20 protein-coding genes and 1 pseudogene are annotated in these 24,842 nt (G+C 66.4%); 13 read left to right on the top strand and 8 right to left on the bottom strand.

Annotated elements, in window-relative coordinates:
- The first annotated feature begins 131 nt into the window (after positions 1-131).
- The 6 genes from aceE (at position 132) to E3O49_RS01110 (ending at position 7,797) form a co-directional block, all read left to right on the top strand.
- Positions 132-2,858 (top strand): pyruvate dehydrogenase (acetyl-transferring), homodimeric type, encoded by a 2,727-nt coding sequence (gene aceE / locus E3O49_RS01135; RefSeq protein ID WP_134364914.1) that lies wholly within the window; start codon positions 132-134, stop codon positions 2,856-2,858.
- A 7-nt stretch (positions 2,859-2,865) separates the two neighbouring features.
- Positions 2,866-4,071 (top strand): PucR family transcriptional regulator, encoded by a 1,206-nt coding sequence (locus E3O49_RS01130; protein ID WP_134364915.1) that lies wholly within the window; start codon positions 2,866-2,868, stop codon positions 4,069-4,071.
- A gap of 130 nt (positions 4,072-4,201) precedes the next feature.
- Entirely contained in the window at positions 4,202-5,128 is a 927-nt protein-coding gene (locus E3O49_RS01125) for an ACP S-malonyltransferase (protein ID WP_134450870.1), read from the top strand.
- A 12-nt stretch (positions 5,129-5,140) separates the two neighbouring features.
- A complete protein-coding gene (locus E3O49_RS01120) occupies positions 5,141-6,145 on the top strand; it encodes a beta-ketoacyl-ACP synthase III (RefSeq protein WP_134364917.1) in 1,005 nt (334 codons plus the stop codon).
- Between the two features lie 62 nt (positions 6,146-6,207).
- Positions 6,208-6,456 (top strand): acyl carrier protein, encoded by a 249-nt coding sequence (locus E3O49_RS01115; RefSeq protein WP_134364918.1) that lies wholly within the window; start codon positions 6,208-6,210, stop codon positions 6,454-6,456.
- A 105-nt stretch (positions 6,457-6,561) separates the two neighbouring features.
- Positions 6,562-7,797: a beta-ketoacyl-[acyl-carrier-protein] synthase family protein gene (locus tag E3O49_RS01110; RefSeq protein ID WP_134364919.1), complete on the top strand. Its 1,236-nt coding sequence runs from the start codon at positions 6,562-6,564 to the stop codon at positions 7,795-7,797.
- An 80-nt stretch (positions 7,798-7,877) separates the two neighbouring features.
- Here the strand turns inward: E3O49_RS01110 and E3O49_RS01105 are convergent, their stop codons facing one another.
- On the bottom strand, positions 7,878-8,399 hold the full coding sequence (locus E3O49_RS01105; RefSeq protein ID WP_134364920.1) for a DUF3145 domain-containing protein: 522 nt from the start codon (positions 8,397-8,399) through the stop codon (positions 7,878-7,880).
- 262 nt (positions 8,400-8,661) lie between these two features.
- Between E3O49_RS01105 and E3O49_RS01100 the strand changes: the two genes are divergently transcribed.
- Positions 8,662-9,231, top strand: coding sequence for a PadR family transcriptional regulator (locus E3O49_RS01100; RefSeq protein ID WP_160140993.1), 570 nt, complete (start codon positions 8,662-8,664; stop codon positions 9,229-9,231).
- Positions 9,232-9,245: 14 nt separating this feature from the next.
- Here E3O49_RS01100 and E3O49_RS01095 read toward each other — a convergent pair whose 3' ends face one another.
- A complete protein-coding gene (locus E3O49_RS01095) occupies positions 9,246-10,940 on the bottom strand; it encodes a bifunctional 3'-5' exonuclease/DNA polymerase (protein ID WP_134450868.1) in 1,695 nt (564 codons plus the stop codon).
- 21 nt (positions 10,941-10,961) lie between these two features.
- Positions 10,962-11,657: a phosphoribosyltransferase gene (locus E3O49_RS01090; protein WP_134364923.1), complete on the bottom strand. Its 696-nt coding sequence runs from the start codon at positions 11,655-11,657 to the stop codon at positions 10,962-10,964.
- Between the two features lie 110 nt (positions 11,658-11,767).
- Between E3O49_RS01090 and E3O49_RS01085 the strand changes: the two genes are divergently transcribed.
- Both E3O49_RS01085 and E3O49_RS01080 read left to right on the top strand, forming a co-directional pair.
- The gene (locus tag E3O49_RS01085; RefSeq protein ID WP_134364924.1) at positions 11,768-12,493 is read left to right on the top strand and encodes a helix-hairpin-helix domain-containing protein; all 726 of its coding nucleotides are present in this window, start codon (positions 11,768-11,770) and stop codon (positions 12,491-12,493) included.
- 55 nt (positions 12,494-12,548) lie between these two features.
- Complete coding sequence (locus tag E3O49_RS01080) at positions 12,549-13,115, top strand: hypothetical protein (protein ID WP_134403108.1); 567 nt, start codon at positions 12,549-12,551, stop codon at positions 13,113-13,115.
- 66 nt (positions 13,116-13,181) lie between these two features.
- Here E3O49_RS01080 and E3O49_RS01075 read toward each other — a convergent pair whose 3' ends face one another.
- Both E3O49_RS01075 and E3O49_RS01070 read right to left on the bottom strand, forming a co-directional pair.
- The gene (locus E3O49_RS01075; RefSeq protein WP_134403109.1) at positions 13,182-14,024 is read right to left on the bottom strand and encodes an aggregation-promoting factor C-terminal-like domain-containing protein; all 843 of its coding nucleotides are present in this window, start codon (positions 14,022-14,024) and stop codon (positions 13,182-13,184) included.
- 586 nt (positions 14,025-14,610) lie between these two features.
- A protein-coding gene (locus tag E3O49_RS01070; protein ID WP_134450866.1) for an IS3 family transposase occupies positions 14,611-16,007 on the bottom strand; the annotation gives its coding sequence in 2 pieces (ribosomal slippage) (positions 14,611-15,665 and positions 15,665-16,007; 1,398 coding nt in all).
- 537 nt (positions 16,008-16,544) lie between these two features.
- On the opposite strand from E3O49_RS01070, the gene mgtA reads away from it, so the two are divergent.
- Positions 16,545-19,205 carry a magnesium-translocating P-type ATPase gene (mgtA, locus tag E3O49_RS01065; protein ID WP_134403111.1) on the top strand — a complete coding sequence of 887 codons (2,661 nt, stop codon included), beginning with the start codon at positions 16,545-16,547 and terminating at the stop codon, positions 19,203-19,205.
- 111 nt (positions 19,206-19,316) lie between these two features.
- A complete protein-coding gene (locus E3O49_RS18985) occupies positions 19,317-19,685 on the top strand; it encodes a three-helix bundle dimerization domain-containing protein (RefSeq protein WP_370263955.1) in 369 nt (122 codons plus the stop codon).
- Positions 19,686-19,719: 34 nt separating this feature from the next.
- Here E3O49_RS18985 and E3O49_RS18980 read toward each other — a convergent pair whose 3' ends face one another.
- Positions 19,720-19,914 carry a three-helix bundle dimerization domain-containing protein gene (locus tag E3O49_RS18980; protein WP_134365163.1) on the bottom strand — a complete coding sequence of 65 codons (195 nt, stop codon included), beginning with the start codon at positions 19,912-19,914 and terminating at the stop codon, positions 19,720-19,722.
- Here E3O49_RS18980 and E3O49_RS01055 point away from each other — a divergent pair.
- Positions 19,878-21,214 (top strand): annotated as a pseudogene (locus tag E3O49_RS01055) (APC family permease); the annotation flags it as partial. The gene E3O49_RS18980 and the pseudogene E3O49_RS01055 overlap by 37 nt on opposite strands.
- Before the next feature lie 335 nt (positions 21,215-21,549).
- Here E3O49_RS01055 and E3O49_RS01045 read toward each other — a convergent pair.
- Positions 21,550-22,350 carry a carbon-nitrogen hydrolase family protein gene (locus E3O49_RS01045; protein WP_134365158.1) on the bottom strand — a complete coding sequence of 267 codons (801 nt, stop codon included), beginning with the start codon at positions 22,348-22,350 and terminating at the stop codon, positions 21,550-21,552.
- A gap of 57 nt (positions 22,351-22,407) precedes the next feature.
- On the bottom strand, positions 22,408-23,043 hold the full coding sequence (locus tag E3O49_RS01040; RefSeq protein ID WP_134365157.1) for a TetR/AcrR family transcriptional regulator: 636 nt from the start codon (positions 23,041-23,043) through the stop codon (positions 22,408-22,410).
- A gap of 114 nt (positions 23,044-23,157) precedes the next feature.
- On the opposite strand from E3O49_RS01040, the gene E3O49_RS01035 reads away from it, so the two are divergent.
- A complete protein-coding gene (locus E3O49_RS01035; RefSeq protein ID WP_241976124.1) occupies positions 23,158-24,825 on the top strand; it encodes an amidohydrolase in 1,668 nt (555 codons plus the stop codon).
- The last annotated feature ends 17 nt before the right edge of the window (positions 24,826-24,842 follow it).

Here is a 24,842-nt window from a genome sequence, read left to right as displayed (position 1 = left end):
GACCACAGGCATAATCTGTAGGCTTGCGTGGTGCCATCGGTCGTGACCCGACCGTGCAGCGGCGCAGCTATCCCGGCATGATCGGCACCAACACGGTCTGCCCAACAGAGACCAACAGAGAGAGGTCGAGTGTGACTGTCAACGACCAGGACCCGTATTCGGTGAACAGCACGGATGCGGACCCGGAGGAAACGGCCGAATGGTCGGAATCGCTGGACTCGCTCGTATCGGCCCAGGGACACGAGCGCGGTCGCGAGATCATGCTCAGCCTGCTGAAGCGCTCCAAGGAACTGCACCTGGGCGTACCCATGGTGCCGACAACGGACTACATCAACACGATCGCCGATGACGGCGAACCCGACTTCCCCGGCGACGAGGACATCGAACGTCGTTACCGTGCCTGGATCCGCTGGAACGCGGCGGTCCTCGTGCACCGAGCCCAGCGTCCCGGCATCTCCGTCGGCGGGCACATCTCCACCTATGCGTCATCCGCCGCACTCTACGAGGTCGGCTTCAACCACTTCTTCCGCGGCCAGGACCACCCGGGCGGTGGAGACCAGATCTTCATCCAGGGCCATGCCTCCCCCGGCACGTACGCCCGCGCCTTCCTCGAGGGCCGCCTGAGCGCTGACCAGCTCGACGGATTCCGCCAGGAGAAGTCACACGCCCCGAACGGCCTGTCCTCCTACCCGCACCCGCGGCTGATGCCCGAATTCTGGCAGTTCCCGACCGTGTCGATGGGACTCGGCCCGATCAACGCGATCTACCAGGCCCAGACCAACCGGTACCTCACCAATCGCGGGATCAAGGACGCAAGCGACCAGCAGGTCTGGGCGTTCCTCGGCGACGGCGAAATGGACGAGGTCGAGAGCCGCGGACAGCTTCAGGTTGCCGCCAACGAGGGCCTGGACAACCTCAACTTCATCATCAACTGCAACCTCCAGCGCCTCGACGGCCCGGTGCGCGGCAACGGCAAGATCATCCAGGAACTGGAGAGCTTCTTCCGCGGCGCCGGCTGGAACGTGATCAAGGTCGTCTGGGGCCGCGAGTGGGACGACCTCCTCGCCCGCGACTCCGACGGTGCCCTGCGCGCCCTGATGAACGCGACCCCCGACGGGGACTACCAGACTTACAAGGCCGAAAGCGGCGCCTATGTGCGCGAGAACTTCTTCGGCCGCGACCCCCGAACGCTCAAGCTCGTCGAGGGCTACACCGACGATGAAATCTGGAACCTCAAGCGCGGCGGACACGACTACCGCAAGGTCTACGCGGCGTTCAAGGCGGCCTCGGAACACAAGGGACAGCCGACCGTCATCCTCGCGAAGACCGTCAAGGGCTACGCCCTCGGGCCGAGCTTCGAGGGCCGCAATGCGACCCACCAGATGAAGAAGTTCACCCTCGACAACCTCAAGACCTTCCGCGACAGCACCCACATGCCGATCACGGATGCCCAGCTCGAGGAGAACCCGTACCTGCCGCCGTACTTCAAACCGGACGACAACGACGAGGCCATCCAGTACCTGCACGAGCGCCGCCGCGCCCTCGGCGGGTACCTGCCCGAACGTCGCAGCAAGTACACCCAGGTCAACCTGCCCGACGATGCGACCTACGCGCCCACGAAGAAGGGCTCCGGAACGCAGGAGATCGCGACCACGATGGCCTTCGTGCGGCTGCTCAAGGAGCTGCTGCGCGCCAAGGATTTCGGGAACCGCATCGTGCCGATCATCCCGGACGAGGCCCGCACCTTCGGAATCGACGCGTTCTTCCCGAACGCGAAGATCTACAACCCCAACGGCCAGCAGTACACCTCGGTCGACCACGCGCAGCTCCTGGCCTACAAAGAAAGCCCCCAGGGACAGATCCTGCACGTGGGCATCAACGAAGCCGGCGCGATGGCCGCATTCACCAACGTGGGCACCTCGTACGCCACCCAGGGTGAGCCGCTGATCCCGATCTACGTGTTCTACTCCATGTTCGGTTTCCAGCGCACGGGCGACGCCATGTGGGCTGCCGGCGACCAGATGGCCCGCGGGTTCATGATCGGCGCCACCGCCGGACGCACGACCCTGACCGGGGAAGGCCTGCAGCACGCCGACGGGCACTCCCCGTTGCTGGCCTCGACCAACCCGGCCGTCGTGTCGTACGACCCCGCATTCGGTTACGAGATCGGGCATATCGTGCGCTCCGGACTCGAGCGGATGTACGGCGGCACGCACACCGACCCGAACGTCATGTACTACATCACCGTCTATAACGAACCGCAGGTGCAGCCGGCGGAACCCGAGGAGGTGGACGTGGACGGCATCGTGCGCGGCATCCACCGCGTCAATCACTCGCCGATCACCGGGCCGAAGGCCCAGCTGCTCGCGTCGGGCGTGGCCGTGTCCTGGGCGCTCGAAGCACAGAAGCTGCTCGCCGAGGACTGGGGGGTGTCGGCAGATGTCTGGTCGGTCACGTCCTGGGCCGAGCTGCGGCGCGACGGCATCCGGGCCGAGGAGCACAACTTCCTCTACCCGGACAACGAAGCGCTCGTTCCGTATGTGACGGAGAAGCTCGCCGGAGCAGCGGGACCCTTCATCGCGGTCTCCGACTTCATGCACGCCGTGCCTGACCAGATCCGCCAGTTCATCCCCGGCGACTTCGCGACGCTCGGCGCGGACGGCTTCGGCTTCTCCGACACCCGCCCCGCCGCGCGCCGGTTCTTCAAGATCGACGGACCGTCGATGGTGGTGCGCACGCTGCAGCTTCTCGCCAAGCGTGGCGAGATCGACCGGAGCCTGGTCAGCCAGGCCATCGACAGGTACCGGTTGCACGACGTGACCGCCGGAACCACCGGTTCCGCCGGGGGCGAGAGCTAAGCGACCAGTGGCATCGACGCCGAAGACAAAAGAACAAACGCTCACCTGGCTCCGGACCATCTCGGGTGAGCTTTCTACGGCGACGCTGAAACGTCTCGAGGACACGCTGCCCTGGTATGGCGATATGCCGCCGGGGCGGCGGTCCGCGGTGGGGCTGGTCGCCCAGGCCGGGATCACGTCGTTCATCTCCTGGTTCGACGACCCACGGTCCACTCCCTGGATCGCCGCGGACGTCTTCGGCGCGGCCCCCCGCGAACTCCTGCGCTCCATCAGCCTGCAGCAGACGCTGCAGCTGATCAGGGTCACAGTCGAGGTGGTGGAGGAGAGGATCAAGGACGGTGGCGAAATCCTTCGGGAGGCCATCCTCCTGTACTCGAGGGAGATCGCCTTCGGAGCGGCCGATGTGTACGCCAGGGCCGCGGAAGCGCGCGGACTCTGGGACGTGCGACTGGAAGCCCTCGTCGTCGATTCGATCCTGAGCGGCGAATATGACGACGAACTTCCCAGCCGGATCGCCGCTCTGGGCTGGCACGGGCACGGCGAGGTGTGCGTGCTCGTCGGGACGACCCCCAAGATGCTCGACGTCGACCAGTTGCGGCGATCGGCCCGGCACATGGCCGCGGACGTCCTGATCGGCGTGCAGGGCAATCGTCTCGTGCTGGTGATCGGTCGCGCCCATCCCAGACCCGCGGATGCGGAGGAGAACATCGGCACGGCGTCCGCGCTCAGTTTCATGGAAATTGCGGTCCAGCTGGAACCGAGCTTCGGCGCCGGCCACCTGGTGCTCGGCCACGAGGTGCCCAATCTGGTGGACGCCTCCAAGAGCGCCAAGGCTGCCCTCGCCGGCTTCGCCGTGGCGCGGTCCTGGCGCAACGCACCCCGCCCGGTCCAGGCCGACGACCTGCTCCCCGAGCGCGCCCTCGCCGGCGACCCCCTCGCCCGGGCCACCCTGATCCACCGCATCTACCGGCCCCTGCAGGCCCATTCGACCGAGCTGCTCACCACCCTCTGGTGCTACCTCGACAACGGCCGGTCCCTCGAGGCGACCGCCCGGGAACTCTTCGTGCACCCGAACACCGTTCGGTACCGTTTGAAGAGGGTCTCAGAGGTCATCGGTTATGACGCGACCGGGGCCAGAGAAGCGCTTATTCTGCAGGCCGCGCTCATCATCGGTTCGATCAGCGATCACGACGGGTCTACTCGCCGACGGTGAACCGCACGTCGCCGACGGCGAACCGCACCACCCTCAGGACCGCCCGACTGGTGGTTACCGACAAACGTTTCCTGGATAGTTGGTGGAGGATCGACACCCGTTCCGGGAACGGGCTTGGGAGACTGGACAAATGATTGTTGTCGTCTGCCCGGGTCAGGGCTCGCAAACCCCCGGATTCCTCGAACCCTGGCTGGCGGACCCCGCTTTCGCCGCCGGCCTGGCCGAGATCTCCGACGTATGCGGGATCGACCTCGTGCGCCACGGCACGGTCAGCGACGCCGACACGATCCGAGACACCCGAATCGCCCAGCCGCTGATCGTGGCCGCCGGCCTCCTCACCCTGGACGCGATCCTGGTCGACGGACGCCGGGAGCGGATCAGTGGGATCGCCGGCCACTCCGTCGGTGAGATCACGGCCGCGGCCGGCGCGGGCATCCTCACCGCCGCGGACGCTGTGCGGTTCGTGCGGGAGCGCGGAAACGCTATGGCCGAGGCCGCCGCACTGGAACCCTCCGGCATGAGCGCCGTCATCGGCGCGGACGAGACGGAGCTCCTCACCCGCCTCGACGAACTCGGACTCGCCCCCGCCAACTTCAACGGCGGCGGACAGATCGTCGTGGCCGGATCCCCCGACGCCCTGGCCGCCCTCGGGCAGAACCCGCCGACCCGGGCCAGGGTCATTCCTCTCCAGGTCGCCGGCGCATTCCACACCCGTTACATGCAGCCCGCCGTGGAGCACCTCACCCGGGTAGCGGCGGCGCTGCCCGCCACTGATCCGACCCTGCCGATTTGGACCAACCGGGACGGCACCTCCGTCTCCAGCGGCGCTCGATTCGTCGACTTGCTGGTTCATCAGGTCTCGTCGCCGGTACGGTGGGACCTGTGCATGCAGTCGTTCGCGGCTGCCGGTGTCACCGGAATCATCGAGCTCGCGCCGGCCGGCGCCCTCGTGGGGCTCGCGAAACGTGCACTCAAGGGTGTACCCAGCGTCGCCATCAAGACGCCGGACGACCTGCCTGCTGCATTCGACCTGATCGACCAGCAGAACCAAGCCTGACCGAAAGAGACTATGTCCAAGCCAACACTCCAGCAGTCGCACGGCCCCCAGTTCACCCGGATCCTCTCAGTCGGCGCCGCGCGTGGGGATCTCCTCGTTCCCAATGACGCCCTGGTCGGACCGATCGATTCCTCCGATGAGTGGATCCAACAGCGCACGGGCATCGTCACCCGCACCCGGGCCAGCCAGTCCGTCGAGGCGGTCGACCTGGCCGCGGATGCCGCCCGCGAGGCCATCGAGAAGTCCGGCATTGCGCCGAACCTGATCGACGCCGTCATCGTGGCCACCATCAGCAACGGGCGCCAGACGCCCTCCATCGCCGCCGTGGTCGCCGACCGGGTCGGCGCCAACCCGGCCGCGGCGTATGACATCAACGCGGCCTGTGCGGGATACGCCTACGCCGTAGCGCAGGCCGACGCCCTGATCCGTACGGGGGCCGCCCACTACGCTCTGGTCATCGGCGCGGAGAAGCTGTCCGACCTCGTCGACCCGACCGATCGCAGCATCTCCTTCCTGCTCGGCGACGGCGCCGGCGCGGTCGTCATCGGTCCCAGCGACTACCCCGGAATCGCTCCCACAGTGTGGGGATCCGACGGCTCCAAGGCCGACGCCATCACCATGAACGCCACTCTTCAGGAGTATCGTCGCGGCGAGGCCGAGTGGCCCACCCTGCGCCAGGAGGGTCAGACCGTCTTCCGTTGGGCCGTCTGGGATATGGCCAAGGTGGCGAAGAAGGCACTGGAGGTCGCCGGCATCGAGAGCAGCCAGCTCGCCGCGTTCATCCCCCACCAGGCGAATATGCGCATCATCGACGAGTTCGCCAAGCAGCTCAAGCTTCCGGAATCCGTCGTCATCGCCCGTGACGTCGCGACCACCGGGAACACGTCCTCGGCGTCGATCCCGCTGGCCACCCACCGCCTGCTCGCGGAGCACCCTGAGCTCAGCGGCGGCCTCGCCCTCCAGATCGGCTTCGGGGCCGGTCTGGTGTTCGGCGCGCAGGTCGTCGTGCTTCCCTAGATTTCACCCATCCCCCTCTAAACTGAGTCTCGGTCATACGAAACACCCCCAAGGAGAAAAAAATGGCATTGTCCACCGAAGAAGTTCTTGCCGGCCTGGCCGAACTCATTAACGACGAGACGGGCATCGCAGCCGACACGGTTGAGCTGGGGAAGTCGTTCACCGACGACCTGGACATCGATTCCATCTCGATGATGACCATCGTCGTCAACGCTGAAGAGAAGTTCGACGTCAAGATCCCCGATGAAGAGGTCAAGAACCTCAAGACCGTCGGCAACGCCGTCGATTTCATCGTCAAGGCGCAGGTCTAGCCCTCACCGAACAGGGCCATCACGGATCAGGCCGGCCGGCAACTGCCGACCGGCCTGATCTGTGTGACCTGTCCTCGTTTTTTCGTCTCACGGAGAGTTAACGTTATGACCAAAAAGATCGTTATCACCGGCATCGGTGCGACCTCCCCGCTCGGCGGCACGGCCGCCGACAGCTGGACCGCCCTGCTCGCCGGCGAATCGGGTACGAGCACGCTGGACCACGAATGGGTGGCCCGCACTCAGCTCCCCGTGACTTTCGCCGCCCAGGCCCGGGTCTCCGCGGCCGATGTGCTCGCCCGGCACGAGTCGAAGCGTCTCGATCCCTCCAGCCAGTTCGCACTGATCGCCGGCCGTGAGGCCTGGGCGGACGCCGGTTCCCCCGAGGCCGACCCCGAACGACTGGCCGTCGACTGGGCGACCGGCATCGGCGGAGTCTGGACGCTCCTCGACGCCTGGGACACCCTCCGCGAACGCGGTCCCCGCCGTGTCCTGCCGATGACCGTGCCCATGCTCATGCCCAATGGCCCCGGAGCCGCGATCGGGATGGACCTGCATGCGCGGGCCGGCATCACGACCGTCGTCTCCGCCTGTGCCTCGAGCACCGAGTCACTCGTGAACGCCTACAACCGCCTCCAGGCCGGACTCGCCGACATCGTGATCGCCGGTGGCTCCGAAGCCGCGATCCACCCGCTGCCGATCGCATCCTTCGCGGCCATGCAGGCCCTCTCCAAGCGCAACGACGACCCGGCCACGGCGTCCCGCCCCTACGACATCAGCCGGGATGGTTTCGTGCTGGGTGAAGGGGCAGCGGCCCTCGTTGTCGAAACGGAAGAGCACGCGAAGGCTCGCGGCGCCCGCATCTACGCCGAGCTCCTCGGCGGCGCCGTGACCAGCGACGCGTACCACATCACCGCTCCGGACCCCGAAGGAACGGCCGCGGCCCGCGCCATGATCACGGCAATCCGCAACGCCGGAGCAAGCCTCTCCGACGTGGTCCACATCAACGCCCACGCGACCAGCACCCCGGTCGGCGACATCGCGGAGTACAACGCACTCCGGCGTGTCTTCGGCGACCTGCTCGAGGGCATCCCGGTGTCGGCGACCAAGGCATCCACCGGTCACCTCCTCGGTGGTGCCGGCGCGATCGAGGCCCTGTTCACGGTTCTGGCCCTGTCCGAGCGCACCCTGCCGCCGACGATCAACCTGCAGAATCAGGATCCGAACATCCCGCTCGACGTGGTGACGAGTCCGCGGGCCCTTCCGGCGGGCGACCTGCTCGCCATCAGCAATTCCTTCGGGTTCGGCGGTCACAACGCCGTCGTCGCCTTCCGCTCGGCGTAACGCCGCGGCGGAAACGGTCCCCGAACGAGAACGGCCCCGCCGGGTATCCGGCCGGGGTCGTTCTCATTGTGTCCCGGGTGTCAGCCGACCTGGTGCAGCCAGACCACGGCGTTGAAATCGCTCGCGTGGCGAAACGGCTCCAGCTCGTCGTCCCACGCCTGTCCCAGGGCCAGCCGCAGCTCCCGGTGCAGTGCGAGAGCGTTGGCCCCGGCCAGCTCCATCGCGTTGCGCAGCCGGTCCTCCGGGATCACGACGTTGCCTGCGGTATCCGTCTGGGCGAAAAAGATGCCGAGGCCGGGCGTGTGCAACCATCGACCACCATCCGTGCCGAATCCCGCATCCTCGGTCACCTCGTACCGCAGGTGATCCCAGCCACGGAGGGCGGAAGCGAGCACGGCCCCGGTGCCGCGCGTACCTTCCCACTGGAATTCCGCGCGCTGGGCGCCGGGAAGAACGGGCTGGTCGCTCCAGTCGAAATTGACCGCCAGCCCCAGCGCTCGACCGACTGCCCACTCCACGTGGGGACTCAGCGCCCGCGGCGCCGAGTGCACATAAAGAACTCCCCGCGCAGTCGTCGCCTGCCGAGCCTGGGTTGCCGCCATCGTTTTTCTCCGTTCTGTGAGATGCGTCTTCCCCAACGACCTCTGAACGAAGCACTGCCGAATGATTCAATGCCTGAATGAAACAATGCAGCGGATGCGTGAATCTATCCGGCCGAGGACCCTCGGGGCCTGCAACCGATAGCTGAATTATGCCTCAGGCACCCGGGAGATGACAAGACCGGCCGCGAGACGCCGTGCACGGTCGGATATACTGAGTAAGGTTTTCAACCGATTCGGAGGTCCCGTGTCCGTACGTTGCGGCTTGCTGGCTATCCTCACGATCGGCCCGGCCTACGGTTTCCAGTTGCACGGCGAGCTGGGGTCCAGAACGGGCGGGCGCCGACACGTCAACGTCGGACAGATCTACGCGACCCTCGACCGCCTCCTGAAGCAGGGGGCCATCGAATCGGCCGGCGCCACTCCGGACGGGCTACCGCTTTACCGCAATACGGCCCTCGGTCGGAGCGAGGCCCTGGCCTGGCTGCACGACACCGACAGCGCGAGCGGCGAGGAGTGGAACGACCTGGTCGACCGGGTGCTGATCGCGTCCTCCCTCCCCCACTCGGATGCCCGGGACATCATCGCCAGTTACCGGGATCGGTGGCGATCCGGAATCGACTCCGGCGCTGTCGGCCGCGACTCGGACCCGCAGTCAGGCACCGGGCAGGATCGCCTGGCAGTGCGGGCGCAACACGCCCTGGCCTGCGCGGCGCTGTCCTGGCTCGATGAAGCCGACGCACGCCTCGGCGACGGCCCCGCGGACGCGTTCCGGCACGGGCTCAGTACCGCCCGGCCCAGACGAGGGCGCCGCCCTGCTGCTGCCCCGGTCTGACCCAACGCACCGGGTCACTTGGCCTCGGCATAACTGTCGACCGCCGCGACCGTGAGCAGGAAGTCGACCGGGAAGTCGCCGAACAGGTGACGGCCGGCCGTTGCCGCAGCGCGGCTCACGATCCGTTGGACATCGTCGGCCAGGAGCTCCGGCGTGTGCACGATGACCTCGTCGTGCAGGAAGAACACGAGGTGCGGGGACTCGGCGAAGACCGGGCCCCGCGCCTGGCCCGGTTGGAGCAGACGGAGTTCCCGCCGGATCTCAGCCATCCAGCAAAGCGCCCACTCCGCCGCGCTCCCCTGCACGATGAAATTGCGGGTGAACCGACCCCAGTCACGGGCCTGGCTGCGGGCGCGGCGTTCGTCGGCATCCGTTGCCCCGGGGTGATAGGCCTGGGCCTGGGCGGCGAGCCAGCGTTCACCGGGGCGAGGCGAGGACCGCCCGAGCCGGGTGGAGACCACGTCACCGCGCTCGCCCGCGCGGGCGGCCGTTTCGGTGAGTTCGATCGCCCGTGGGTAGGCCTTCTTCAATTGCGGGAGCAGCCGCCCGCTTTCCCCGGTGGTCGCTCCGTACATGGCGCCCAGCATGGCCACCTTGGCGTGGTCCCGGGTTTCGACCACACCGCTGGACACGATCCCGGCATAGAGGTCGGTGCCCCGGCCCGCCGTTGCCATGGCGGTGTCCCGGGAGAGCGCAGCGAGGATGCGCGGTTCCAGCTGGGCGGCATCCGCCACGACGAGTTTCCAGCCCTCATCGGCCACGACCGCACCGCGAACCTGTTTGGGCAATTGCAGGGCGCCGCCGCCCCGGGTCGCCCAGCGCCCGGTCACCACGCCGCCCGGGATGTACTCAGGGTGGAAGCGGCCCTCGACGATCCAGGTGTCCATCCAGTACCAACCGTTGGCGCTCAGCAGGCGGGCCAGCTTCTTGTAGTCGAGCAACGGAGCGATCACCGGATGTTGCAGCTTCTGCAGTTCCCAGGCGCGGGTCGACGAGACCTCCAGTCCGACCCGCAGGAGCGCGCGCATCAGGTCCGGCTGCGAATCCGGGTTCAAGTGGGGGTCGCCCAGCTCCCGGCGGATGACCTGCGCGAGTTCCTCCAGGCGTTCCGGCCGGATTCCCGGGGCGACGCGCGGGCCCAGTTCGCGGGTCAGCAGCCGATCGTGGATGTCCGTTCGCCAGGGCAGCCCCGCGAACTGCATTTCCGCCGCGATCAGCGCCCCGGCCGATTCCGCCGCCAATAGGAGGCGGAGACGGCCCGGGTCGACGGCGGCGGCGACCGCCTCCAACTGGCGCCGGAACTCCTCCGGCAAGTCGTCGTGCGAGGCGTCGTCGTCGACGATGAGGTCGAAGAGCGTCGATCCCGGCTCCGCGGCCTCGGGTTCGAAGGCCGGCGCCCGATCCCACCGGCTCGGCTCCGCCCGGGCCAGCTCGCTCGAATCGGTCGCGGCCGCCAGCCGCAGGATCGCGTGGCACAGGCGCAGGTCATGGCCGCGCTGCACCCTCACCCCGCCGGCGAGCAGCAGGGGGTAGATGCGGGACGTGTCCTCGAACACCCAGCGCGGGAAGGATGATGACTCCTGCCGGAGGGCGAACCGGGGAAATTCGTGCTCGGCGAGCCGGGTGGCCGGTTCGACGGGCCGGCCCCGGGCGTCGAGGTGCCGGACGAGGATCTCGCCGTTGGCCGTTCGACTCGCCAGAAGGTGCACCCTTCCATTCTGCCGTGCGGATCAGACGTCCCCGGTTGCCGTTTCGTCGCGCCGGGCCCAAGCCTCCCGGAGCAACTGCACGGTCTCGTCATCGGAGAGCTGGTGGAAATCCCGGTAGAACGGGCCGATCGCCCAGAAGTCCCGGGGTGTCTGCAGCACGATCATCTCGTCCGCGTACCGCAGCATGTCGGCGATGGAATCCGCGGGAGCGACCGGGACGGCGAGCACCGCCAGCCGGGCCCCCTGGCGTTTCACTGCGGAGAGCGCGGCCTTGGCGGTTGCTCCCGTCGCGAGTCCGTCGTCAACGATCACCGCCACCCGCCCGGCCGGGCTGATCTGCGGCCGGTCGCCCAGGTAACGGATGCGACGGCGCTCGATTTCCGCCAGTTCCCGGCTTCTGGCGCGGCTGAGGCCCGCCGCATCGCCCCCGGTGGCGGCGAAGACGTCCTCGTTGAGGATGGTCTGCCTGTCGACGCCGTCGACCACCGCTCCCATCGCCACCTCCGGGTAGCCCGGCGCCCCGATCTTGCGCACCAGCACGAGATCCAGCGGTGCGTGCAGGCGCCGGGCAACCTCGACCGCGACCGGGACCCCGCCCCGCGGCAGGGCGTAGACGACGGGGTCGGACAGCGCGGGGTCTGACCGGCGCAGTTCGGCCAGGCGTTCCGCGACCCGGTCTGCCAGCAGCCGGCCGGCCTCGCTCCGATCCGTGAACATCCGGCTCCCGTCCGCTCCCGGTCTGGGCTCTTCTCTGGGAGATTCTGCCGTCCGGTCCTCCGTTTGTCGAGGCCCTCGGGTCGGACGGATCAAACCCCTGCGGAGGCCCGATGCAGAACAACATGCCGCTCAAGTACCTGCAGGCCCGGCACGGAGAAGTCGCCCCCGGCTATTTGCACCCGCGCTTCGAGCCGATCCTGCGGGAGACCAGGGGCGTCGTTATTTTCCACGAACAGGTGATGCGCCTGTTCGACGAACTCACCGGCTGCGGCCTGGGAAAAGCGGATGTCTTGCAGCGTCATCTCGGCAGACCAAGGGACCTGCCCCGGATCGAGGAGTTCGTGCGGCGCCGCGCCCTCGAACGCGGCTTCCCGCCCGCCTTGATCGCCCAGGTCTGGCGGGTGCTCGCCGGCTTCGGCAGTTTCGGATTCGCCAAGGCTCACGGGGCCGCCTTCGCCCTCCCGACCTATCAGTCGGCCTGGCTGAAAACCCACTACCCGGCCGAGTTCCTGGCCGGGCTCCTCACGCACGACCCCGGCATGTGGCCGAAGGACCTGATCGTGGCCGAGGCGAGAAACCTCGGCGTTCCCGTGCTGGGTCTCGATGTGCAGACCAGCGGGCTGGAATACCGGGTGGAGGAACTCGTCGACGGGAGTCTGGGCATCCGTCTGGCCCTGCCGGAGCTGGTCGGCAGCAGCGAGGCGGAGCGGGCGCGGATTGCCCGGCACCAGCCGTTCACCTCGCTGCAGGATTTCCGGAACCGGGTGCACCCCCGCAAGCGGACCTTCGAGGCCCTCGCCCGGGTCGGCGCTCCGGGACTGTTTCGTTGGCTATGACCTCGACCGCCGGCACCAGCTCCTCGCCCACGTTCAGGGGCTGCAGGGCCGGGCGGTGCACATCGACGATGACCAGCTCGCGTTCGACGTGGACCTGCCCCTGCCCGAGTCCGGCGGCGGGGTCACCTCACTCGACCTTTACGGCCGCACCCAGTCCGATCTGGAGCTCCGAGACCTGCACCTCTCGGTCAGCAGCCATCAGATGGCGCGCTTCCACCCGCTCTTCGGGAAGCTCGGCGTGACACCGGCCGCGCAGCTCGGTTCACTCCCCGGGGGTACCGAGGTGCTGGTCGCCGGGGTGCGGCGGGCGACGAACACTCCCCCGATGCGGCGCGGACGCCGGGTCGTCTTCGTCAGCCTCGACGACGGCAGCGGGCCGGTCGCCAACGTGGTCTTCTTCCACAACGCCCAGGAGCGCGTCGGCGGGCGGGTCTTCGCGACCCACTACCTGCTCGTGCGGGGCCGAACTCGCCGCTCCGGCGCCAAAGGGGTGTCCGTCACGGGCGAGAACCCGTGGGACCTGCTCGCGGTGGCCCGGCAGTCGGAACTGCGGCCAGCCGCGGACCACGCGGCGCCGGATGTTCCCTCGAAGCCCCTGGCACATCACCGGAAGCGGGCGTAGCCGCCCCGCGGCTCACGGTCAGGCTGCTCGGGCCAGACTGTCAGCCCGGGCCGATCAGTGCCAGGGTCAGTACCAGTTGTTGGCTTCGGAGTGTGCCCACGCCGAGCACGGCGAACCGTAGCTGCCGCTGATGTAGCCGAGACCCCAGGCGATCTGGGTGGTGGCGTTGGTGGCCCAGTCGGAGCCGGTCGTGGCCATCTTGCTGCCGGGAAGTGCCTGCGGGATGCCGGTCGCCCCGCTGGGGTTGTACGCCGTGTACGACCAGCCGGACTCGCGCTCCCAGAGCTGGTTCAGGCAGGAGAACTCCGAGTCGCCCCAGCCGTAGTTCGAGGCGGCCATCGCGCGGGCGGTGGCGCGGGCGGCATCGGGCGAGTTGCCCCCGCTTGGGGACGGCGCGGGTGCCGGAGCGACCTGGCTGGCCTTCGCGGCCTCCGCAGCTGCGGCCTGCGCCGCCACGGCCCTGGCCTGCTCGGCAGCGGCAGCTGCCGCGGCCGCGGCCTCCGCCTCGGCGGATGCGGCAGCGCGGTCGACCTCGGCCACGGCCGACTGGGCCGCCGCGGTCTCTGACTTGGTTTGCAGAGTCAGCGAGATGACGGCATCCGTCTCCAGCTCCTCATAGTTTCCGAGAGAGGCCACGGAAGAAGCCAGCGGGGTGGCGTCGACCTTGTTCGCCATGGTGGCGATCACGCCGGTGGCCGCGCTGATGGTGGATTCGGCGCGGTGGTCGGCGGTCGACTTGGCGATGGCCGAGTAAACCGAGAGCTGACCGTGGCGAACGCCCGTGCTCTCGGAGAGCACCCGCGTTTCCGCGATACTCTCGGCGCTGGCCGCCGAGGACTGGGCGACGGCCGTGGTGCCGACCCCCGCCACGAGCCCGGCGATGCCGAGGACGGAGCCGGCGACGATCAAACGGGTTCTGGTTCGGGTGCGCTTTCGAGCTGTGGAGATTTCCCTGCGGCGGGACTGGGGGTGGAGCGGGGGGAGGGTAAGCATGACTTCCTGCGATGCGCCCGGGGCAGGGGGTGCACCCGCCGCATCTGGATCAGTGGAACCGCGACCGTGTACAGCCGGGCGAACGAAGGTGCAAGCATGTCGGGGATTTCTGGATGAAACCTCATTTTTACCTGTCAAACCCCTGCACGGGGCGCTTATCAGAGTGGCGCCCAGAGAGCGGATTCACCCCGTTGAGGTACCCATTGGCGCGTCGAAACTGACCATGCCAGTCCGGCCGACCCTACGTCTATTTACTCGCTGACCCCAACTTGTACTGGAGAAACGTTGGGTTCCGGCCGGCATATGCCCGGGCGTCGATGAATGCGGGCCCTGAGATCCTTACACCGGTTTGCGCTTCTTAGCTAGGACTTGACTGAGACTTTCACGGAACCTGTATTTCTGACGCTTACGACCCGGCGCGATGAACGCAGACGCCCCTCAAGAGGTTGATCTGGTGGCCGCCGTCCCGGAATTTGTCAAGGTGAATGAGGCCAGCGTGAGTTTAGGCGGCTAGTTTTGCTTCCTGTTCCTTCTCTTCTTGCTCGGCTGGTTTGTTGATCCAGGTGGTGCCGGGCAGGGCGAGGATCTTCGGGTCGGCCGTGGTGCCGAATCGTTCCGGGTTCTGGGCGCGTGCGGCGGCCAAGGTCGCTGACCGGTCGATGGCCTTGCCGGCCGCGAGGCCGTAGTGGACGTCCGCGGGGGTATTCAGCCCGATCCCAGAATGGCGATGGGTGTGGTTGTAACCCTCGACGAAGTCGGCCATGAACACCCGCGCCTCGCCCACGGAGCCGAAGCGTTCAGGAAACACCGGGGCGAACTTCAAGGTCTTGAACCATGCCTCGGAGAACGGGTTGTCGTTGCTCACCCGGGGGCGGGAGTGCGACTTGGTGACCTCCAGGTCCGACAACATCGTCGCGACGGTCTTCGACGTCATCGACGTGCCCCGGTCCGCGTGGACGACGTGCGGGACGCCGTGGATGCCGAAGATTTCCCTCATCATCTCCACCGCCAACTCGCCGGACTCCGACGCGTGGACGTGGGCGCCGACGATGTACCGGGAGTAAATGTCGATCATCACGTAGCAGTCGAAGTACGTGCCCTTGATCGGTCCGGCCAGTTTCGTGATGTCCCACGAGTAGACCTGCCCCGGGCCGGTCGCGACCAGTTCCGGGATCGCCCGGGACGGGTGGCGGGCCAGGCGGCGGCGTCCCTTGACCTGTTTGTTCTCGGCCAAAATTCGGTAGATCGTTGAGATCGACGCCAAATAGACGCCCTGATCGAGCAGCTGCGCGTAGATCTGGATCGGCGGCAAATCAACGTAGCCGGGCGAGTTCACCACCGCCAGAATCCTGGCCCGCTCGAGGCTGTTGAGCTTGTTCGCCGGCACCACCGGGGGCGCCGGGACAGGCAGCGGGAGGGACGGTTTCCGGGTCGCCGTCGCCCGGGAGATCCCGGTCAGCCGTGCCGCGATCCGGGTCGAAACGCCAGCAATGGTCAGCTGTCGGTAGGCGGCCATCAGGAGTCGGTGTGCGGTTTGTCGTCCCGCGAGCTCTTGGACAACTGCTCCAAGAGCTCGTGCGCTTTTCCCATGATGGTTAAGGCCACCTCCGTGGTCGCGAGGCGCTGCTCGGCCTTGCCAAGCTGGCGACGCAGTCTCGCGATCTCGGCCTGTTCCGGCGTCAACCGGCCAATCTTCTCGCCCGGTTTCTTGCCCGCCAGGAGTTTGCGCCACTCGGTGATCTGCGAGGAGTGGATCCCCTGCTCCCGAAGGTAGGCGCCGCCCGTGTTGTTTTGGATGGCGGCCTCGTAGGCGGCCAGGTGCTCGAGTTTCTGCGCCGGGGTGAACGAGCGCCTCGGCGTCGGACCTCCGGATCTGGGTCCGGGACTGCTGGTATTCATTGGACTATCGTCGCGCACGGCGATCAAAGATGGGCTGGGCATGGTGGATCGGTTCCTGGTTCTCGCCCTACGTCATGCGGCGGACTTGCTGTTAGCTGCTGGCCTCACCCAACCCTGACACGTAGGGTCCACGAGTATGAGACCCATGATGCACCCCACGAGCGCGAGGAGGAGCAAGTGAGGGGTCACGTCCCGCTGAGTGGTGGAGTTTCTCGACACAGTGCGGGACCGACGGTTTCCGACGGCGCAAGTGAACGCCTCGACCGAAGCGTCTAGACCTTTCCTGATCTCGATCTGACCGGGAGTCCCCTGCAATTTCTGAGACGAATCTAGCGGAATACCTTGACCCACCTAACCGGCCTCGACGCAATGAACGGTGCATTGGGCAGCCCGGGCTGTGTCAGCACGGTCGCCCGGTATTTGTCGCAGGAAGCAATCCTTATCGCGCCTCAAACCGACCTGGACACTTGCCGCGTTGCAGAAGATGAGCCAGTCTGGCCGCGGGGTCCATTCAACGGCTCCGGCGGAGGCGTTCAGATGCCAGACCCGGCAGTGCAGGAGGCTCTGGCCCGGTTCGCCAGCCGCCCACCGGAGCAGGTGCTGGCCGACCTGGGGTCGTCCCCGGACGGCCTGAGCGACGACGAAGCGACTCGAAGATTGACGGAGTTCGGCCCCAACGCCGTGCGCACCCACGCAGCCCGGGCGTGGCCGGTGCTCGTGAGGCAACTGCGCAGCCCCATCCTGATCCTGTTGTTCCTGACCGCCGCCCTCTCGCTCTTCCTCGGCGATGTCACGAACTCGATCGTCATCGCCGTCATCCTGGTGGCGAGCGTGGGGCTTGGGTTCGTTAACGAGTTCCGGGCCGAGCAGGCCGTGGAATCCTTGCACTCCCGGGTGTCGCGGCGCGCCGTCGTGGTGCGGGACGGTGCCGCTCGGCAGATTGACGTGGTGGAGCTGGTCGCCGGTGACGTGGTGCATCTCGGGCTGGGTTCGATCGTGCCGGCGGACATCCGTGTACTGCGGAGTGAGGATCTACTCTGCGACGAGAGCATTCTCACCGGGGAGTCGCTGCCGGTCGAGAAGAACCCGACCCCAGTGCCGGCAGATGCCGCTCCCGGCGACCTGGCCTCCTGCGTGCTCATGGGCACCGTGATTCAGACTGGCAGCTGCATGGGCGTCGTCGTGGCCACGGGCGGACGCGCCGAATTCGGGCGGATCGCCCTGGGGCTCGGGGAAACGCAGCCCCAGACTGAATTCCAGCTCGGGCTGAAGCGCTTCTCGTTCCTCCTCGTGCGCGTGGCCGTGGTGCTGACGAGCCTGATCTTCCTAGCCAACTTGGTGCTCCAGCGCCCGCTGCTCGAGTCACTGCTGTTCTCTCTCGCCATCGCGGTGGGGATCACCCCGCAGCTTCTCCCCGCCGTGGTCAGCACGAGTCTGGCCACAGGTGCGCGACGTCTGGCCCAGCGCCGGGTCCTCGTGAAGCGGCTGGTCTGCATTGAGGATCTGGGCGACATGGATGTTCTGGTCACGGACAAGACCGGCACCCTGACCGAGGGGCGCATCCGGTTCACCGGCACCATGTCGGTTCGTCCCGAGGTCTCTGATGAGGAAGTAGCCGTGCTTGGGCTGGTTGCGACCGAGGCGGACTTCACCGGCGGCAAGGTCTCCACGGTGGGCCAGAATCCGCTGGACGCGGCCCTCTGGCAGTCCCCCGCCGCCGCGGCGTTCGAGCCATCGCGCTACGCGCACCTCGACGTGACTCCGTTCGACCACCACCGGCGGATGACCAGCGTGCTGGTCCGGGACGGCGAGGGAACGGTCAGCCTGGTAGCCAAGGGTGCGCCGGAAGACCTGCTGCGTATCTGCATCGGCACCTCCGACGCGGCCCTCGCACTGCTTGCCGAGCAGTTCGACTCCGGTGCCCGCGTCATCGCCGTGGCCAGCCGCCCGGCCGTGGGCCAGAAACGGATCAGCATCGCCGATGAGCACGACCTGGTTCTGGCCGGGTTCCTTCTTTTCGCCGACGAGCAGAAGGCGAATGCCCGCGAGTCCCTGGATCGGCTCGAGGCGCTGGGAATCACGGTGAAAGTTGCGACGGGCGACAATGCCCGGGTCACTGAGCGGGCCTGCGCCGACCTCGGCGTGATCTCCGGTGGAACCCTGACTGGGGTGCAGATCAATGGGCTCTCCGACGCGGAGCTCGGTCCGGCCGCCGAGCAGGCGACCATCTTCGCCCGGGTCTCGCCCGAGCAGAAGGCGCGGGTGATCCGGATGTTGCGCGCCAACGGGAGGGCGGTCGGGTTCTTGGGTGACGGGGTCAACGATGCGCTGGCGCTGCACGACGCCGATGTGGGTATCTCGGTGGACAGCGCGACCGACGTCGCCAAGGACGCGGCCGACATCGTGCTCCTGGAGAAGGACCTGGGCGTGCTGGCGGATGGAGTCGTCGAGGGACGACGGACCTTTGCCAACACCATCAAGTACGTGCTCATGGGCACGTCCAGCAACTTTGGGAACATGTTCAGCGCCGCCGTGGCATCCGTATTCTTGAGTTTCCTGCCGATGCTGCCGGGACAGATCCTGCTCAACAATCTGCTCTACGACGCGGGCCAGCTCGCCATCCCCAGCGACCGTGTAGACGAGGAGCAGGTTCGGGCGCCGGCGCACTGGAACATCGGGTTCATCCGCCGCTTCATGCTGCTCTTCGGCGGCATCAGCTCACTCTTCGACTTCGCCACCTTCGCCCTGATGCTTCTGGTGTTCAACGCGGGACCCGGCGAGTTCCGGTCGGGCTGGTTCATTGAATCGATCGCCACCCAGACGCTGATCATTTTCTCGATCCGAACCCGACGAGTACCGTTTCTGCGCAGCCGGCCGTCGACGGGGCTCACTGTGGCAGCGTTCGGAGTGGTGGCCATCGGCGCGTATCTGCCGTTCTCAGCGCTCGGGCCCCTGCTCGGCTTCGCACCGCTCCCGGCACCCTTCTTCCTGGCACTTGCCGGTCTGATCGTGGTCTACCTGCTGCTGGTGGAATTCGCCAAACTGTTCTTCTACGCCCGGGTGGCCGCGCCGCCTGTGCCAGAGCGCCGGAGAGCACCCAGCCACCGGATCGGCCGGCGAGCGGCCGCCTTCAGCGTGGGGCACTCCGGAGCAAGCGGCTTCCGGCCCGCTAGCTCCGGCCCTCGTTCGCGAGCGTGATGGCGGCCACATGCGGAATCAGGATCTAGGCCGCGGGACGGAACTTCACGCGAGAGCTCGCCGTCGAACCGCTGGATTTCGAGGTCGGCAATATCGTTCTCGGGTCCCGCGATGAGGGATGCGCCCACATCGACTACGTCGTCGAGGTCGATTCGGCGTGACGAACGGTGTCGACAAAGTGCGGAGCACGCAAATCGGTCTACGGGGGCGTTTGGCATGGTCTTTGGCGATGAACCGGCTTTGCGACAGACTCAGCTTGTGACCCCAATTGAGCAAGACCCCACTACGGTGGGTCCAATGGTTGACCGGCTCTCGCAACATTTCCCGGGTACGCCCCGAGATCACATCACTGAGACCGTCCGCGAGGGATATCGTGCTCTCTCGGAAAACCCTATTCGTGCCTACGTACCCAATTTAGTTGAGCATGCTGCACGCACCCGTCTGAGGCGCGAGGCGCGAAACGACAGCACCGCTGCCTGACCGCTCGTCACGCGCGCATCGTTCACCTCTAGGCCTATGACGTTTTTGTTGCGTCGTGAAGGCGCAGCCGTCCTTTGGCCCTGTGTTCAACCAGCACGGGCACGTATTCTCGGATCGGACGTCCATCCAAAGCCTTGTGCTCTTCAAGGACCGCCCGCCCGAAGCTGGGCCGCGGACTATGAGGGAATCTCTCGACGAGGCGGTCGACTACCTTCGCAACGGCCTTCAGGCTTCGCCGCCACGGACTTCATGATCACCATCACCCTGTCCGCGGCAGACGCCGCGGCGCACGCTATCGAGAATCCGTTCGCCCCGTCCTGGATGCAGGGCCAGGAGGTGCTGGTCACACTCTTCCTCGTCGCGCTCCTCAGCATCGTCTTCCTCCTCGGCTTCAAAGAGGCCATCGGTATCGCAGTTGTGCTCGTCGCGATCTATCTGCTCCTCAACCTGGTGGTGATCGTGGTGGCCATCGGTCATGTCGCCGAACACGCGACTTGATTACTGATTGGTGGGCGGCACTCACCGAGCAACACGCAAACCCGCTCGTCATGGTGGGCATCGCCCTGCTGGTTTTCCCCAAGCTAGCCCTGGGCCTGTCCGGATTCGAGACCGAGGTCGCCGTGATGCCGCAAGTGACCGGGGACGCGACCGATACCGAGGATGACCCCGCGGGCCGGATCCGCGGCACCAAGCGACTCCTGACCACGGCGGCTCTGATCATGAGTGGCTTCCTGATCACGTCCAGTCTCGTCACGACCCTGCTGATTCCACAGAAGGACTTCCAGCCCGGCGGCCCGGCCAACGGTCGCGCCCTTGCGTATCTCGCTCACGAGTACCTCGGTCCGTTTTTCGGGTCCGTCTACGACCCCAGCACCATCTGCATCCTGTGGTTCGCCGGTGCGTCAGCGATGGCCGGTCTGCTCAATCTCGTGCCGCGATATCTGCCGCGGTACGGCATGGCGCCGCAGTGGGCGCCGGCCGTTCGACCGCTTGTGCTCGTCTTCACCGCGATTGCCTTCCTCATCACTGTCGCCTTCCAGGCGAGCGTCGACGCCCAGGGCGGCGCGTACGCCACCGGAGTGCTCGTGCTGATGACCTCGGCCGCCGTCGCGGTGACCCTCTCCGCCCGGCGCAAGGGACAACGCTGGAGCGCAGTCGGGTTCGGCATCACGGCGCTGATCCTTATCTACACGACGATCGCCAACGTCATCGAACGCCCGGACAGCGTGCGGATCGCTGCGCTCTTCATCCTCGCCATCATGACCACGTCGATCCTCTCCCGGGTGCGACGCTCTTTCGAGCTGCGGGCGACCTCCGTAGTGTTGGATTCCCACGCGCTCGACTTTGTGACATCAGATGCTGAGGACTACGACGTCATCCGTATCATTTCCCACGAACCCGACGAAGACACCGAGGCCGAGTACCGGGTCAAGAGCCGTGACGAGCGACGGTTCGGTAACATCCCGCCAGGTTCACCGATCATCTTCCTGGAGGTGCATCCCTCGGACTCCTGTGCGCTCAGAGAGGAGGGCCGCTCGAACTCGGCGAGAGCTGCGAAGATCCCGGGGACCTTGCCGGATGCGATCGTGGTGTCGATCGCTGCGCCCTCTCCGGTGAGCAGCTTGGGACCGGTGCCCCGGTCGGTGAGGTCATGCACGGTGTTCGCGCCTGGCGTTCAAACGATAATACGCAATGGGGCAATACCTGGAATCTCGGAGATGAGCGAGCGGGATGCGCTCGAGCTCACAAACCGGTGTTGAATAAACGTGCGCGCATCAAGTCCCCAGACCCAGACGGTGGGCCGCTCTAGACTCTTTGGAGAATGCAGCCAATAGTTCTCTCAGTCCGTCTGGTGCGACAGGGATCAAACGGTTTGGGCTGACGCCGACGGGTCGTAGAGGTCTGGTCTACGGTCGTTTAGATACGGGTTTCGGAGGCGAGCTTGGTCGACGATTTCTGTATCGATGACCGCGGTCAGTATCCGTGTGCCGTGCACGATCGAGTCGAGCACCCTCGCATAGGGGTCCACAATCGAGCTGCGACCGACGTAGGCGAGGTCGCCTTCCTCTCCGTCATGGTTGACGTAGGCCATGTAGATCTGGTTTTCCCAGGCGCGCACTGGAATGAGCTGCTCTGCGATGAATTTGAACGGCGTCATCTGCGCGGTCGCAACAATGACCGCATGAGCTCCCGCCAACGCCGCGGCGCGAACGGTCTCGGGGAACTCAACGTCGTAGCAAATGAGCATGGCTAGACGAACACCTCGATAGTCCACAGTGGATACGAGCTGCTCGCCGCGGGTGAAGAGCTCCCGGTCGAGGCTGCCGAACAGGTGCGTCTTGCGGTAATGACCGAGCACCGCGCCGCCCTCGTCCAGGAAGACAACTGAGTTGTAGAGGCGATCCTCCTCGTACTCTGGCAGCCCCACGATCATCGCGAGACCCTCCTCCCGCGCGATCTCTTGCACCTTGATGAGCAGATCCAACTTGGCCAAATCGAACAGCTTGTCGCCGAGGTTGTATCCAGTGAGGAAGAGTTCGGGGGTGATCAGGAGCTCTCCCCCACCCGCCTTCGTTGTTCTCGCCGCTGCCCTCAGTTCTCCGAGATTGGAGGCGACGTTCCCTGGGGAACCCGCGGTCTGCAATCCAGCGATGGAGAGTTTCATGTCTACCTTTCGGTGTGAGCTATATGCACGCATGGACTAGTTACCGTGTGGTCATTTTCATGTTTGGCCCGGAGGCCCGGAGCTGGATCGCTCGGCGGCAAGACGTACGCGCAGACCCTCGACAAGCGCTTCCATCCCCAGCACGAACGCCGCCCGGGCCCCCGCACGGTCTCGGTGTCCTGGCTCGAGTGATCGACGGAGGGCCTCGAGTTCTAACGGAACAGCATCCAGTGACAGCAACGAACTCGGTGCGATCGCGTCGAGCGCGGAACCGAGCACGAGTGCCTCAATCGTCCGCATGACAGCGACCGCGTCACCGTCGGCCCAACCGCCGCGCACAAGGGCGCTCACCACGATGTCGTACATGCGCAACGTGGAAGGATCGGTGATGGGCGTGGTGGCCAAGAGGCGAATGCAGCTCGGTCGCGCCGCAAAGGCAGACAGGTAGGACTCAGCCCAGACAATGACGGCATCGTCCCAACCTTTGACTGCGAAGACGGAGGTGTCGATTTCCTCGACGACGAGTGCCCGCATCCCTTCGATCAGATCATCCCGACCGGAGATGTGATTGTAGAGCGACGATGGCCGTCGATCCAGGTTCGCTGCGAGGCTGCGCATTGTGAGCCGTTCGGCGCCCTGCTTCTCCGCGAGTTCGAGCGCGGCAATCACAATCTGTCGTTTCGACAGCGACACAGAGCACCTCCCTGAAAACTGGTTCTTCCCCCGAGGAGTCCGAACCCATACTCTACTCAATACGAACAACGTTCGTATCGAAAAAACGCACTGCGAGAATCAAGGAGACTCACCGTGTCAGAACTGATTGCTCCCGACCCCGCCCTGACATTTTTCATCGGCGGAACCGCCTGGTTGGGTGCGGGGGTGCCCGAGGCAACCGCCGTGCTCGTGAGCGAGGGGCGTATCGCGGCCCTCGATGATGACGCCCGTGAACTGATGCACCAGAACCTGTTGTCCCCCACCCCAGCGACCTTCGAGGTCGTCGACCTCGATGGCGGCTTCCTGATGCCTTCCTTCGGAGAGGGGCACGCCCATCCGCTCTTCGGTGGTCTCGAGGAAAACGGGCCGAGCGTGCGCGCCTGCACGAGTATCGCCGAGATCGTCGCTGAGGTGCGCCGCTATGCCGAAAAGCACCCACAGAAAGAGTGGATCATCGGCGCTTCCTACGACGGATCCCTCACACCCGGCGGCTTGTTCGACGCACGATGGCTGGATGAAGCACTCTCCGACCGACCGGTCATGCTGCGCGCCTGGGACTACCACACCGTCTGGTGCAACTCGCTGGCCCTTGAACGCGCCGGCATCGACGCGAACACACCGGAACCGGAACTCGGCGAGATCCCAAGACGGGCGGACGGGAGCCCGCTCGGCATTCTGCGGGAGTGGGGGGCCATAGAACTCCTCACAACCGTCAGCCCCGGCTTCAGCTTCGACGAGCAGATCGATGCGCTCCGCCGAGCGACCAAGCACTTCGCCGAGCTGGGAGTGACGTGGGTGCAGGACGCCTGGGTTGAGCCGGCCGACGTCGTCGTCTACCTGGAGGCCGCGCGCCGCGGTGCACTGTCGACCCGGGTCAACCTCGCACTGCTCGCTGACCCGCGCCACTTTCCCGCTTCGCTTCCCGCCATGATCGAAGCACGGAGGCAGGTCGAGCTTCTGGGGCACCCCCTACTCACCGCGAACAGCGTGAAGTTCTTCGCTGACGGCGTCGTCGAGAATGAGACTGGCGCGCTGCTCGAGCCGTACTGCTCCGGCCTGCATGGGCACGGGATGCTCGTTTGGACGGCCGAACACCTCGCCGATTCAGTCACCGCAATCGACGCAGCCGGGTTCCAGGCTCATATCCACGCGATAGGAGACGCGGCCGTTCGACGTGCCTTGGACGCCATCGAGCTCGCCCGGCGTGTGAACGGGCCAGCGGATCGCCGGCCGGTGATCGCGCATGTGCAACTTGCGGCCGCGGATGACCTCCCCCGGTTCAAGGAACTCGATGTGATAGCTGTGATGCAGCCGCTCTGGGCGCAGATGGACGCTCTGATGACTGTACTCACGGTCCCTCGCTTGGGGCTCGAGCGCACGGATCGGCAGTATCAGATGCGCACTCTCGTCGAAACTGGGGCAACGCTGGCATTCGGTTCGGACTGGCCCTGCTCGTCGGCGTCTCCCCTGGAGGGCATCGGCATCGCGGTCTCCCGGGCCACGATCGACGGCGAACCGGCAGGTGGCTGGATGCCAGAGCAACGGCTCGACGCCGAAACCGCCCTCGCCGCCTACACAAGCGGCGTGGCCAGTCAAGCCGGTGCCGCGCGAACGCAGGCGCCGTGGGGCGAAATCCGCGTGGGCGCCAGCGCAGACCTGGTTTGGCTCGCCCGGGACCCCAGGACGGTTTGCCCCACCGAACTGCCATTGACCGGTATCCGTGCCACCTACCTCGCAGGTGCGCCGACGTTCCAGCGGTGAATGCCGTGGGTCGAAAC

This window comes from Cryobacterium shii (genome assembly GCF_004402595.1).
In the GTDB taxonomy this organism is placed as follows: domain Bacteria; phylum Actinomycetota; class Actinomycetes; order Actinomycetales; family Microbacteriaceae; genus Cryobacterium; species Cryobacterium shii.
The sequence above is the reverse complement of the archived record's forward strand: the minus strand, read 5'-3'. Positions and strand labels throughout refer to the sequence as shown.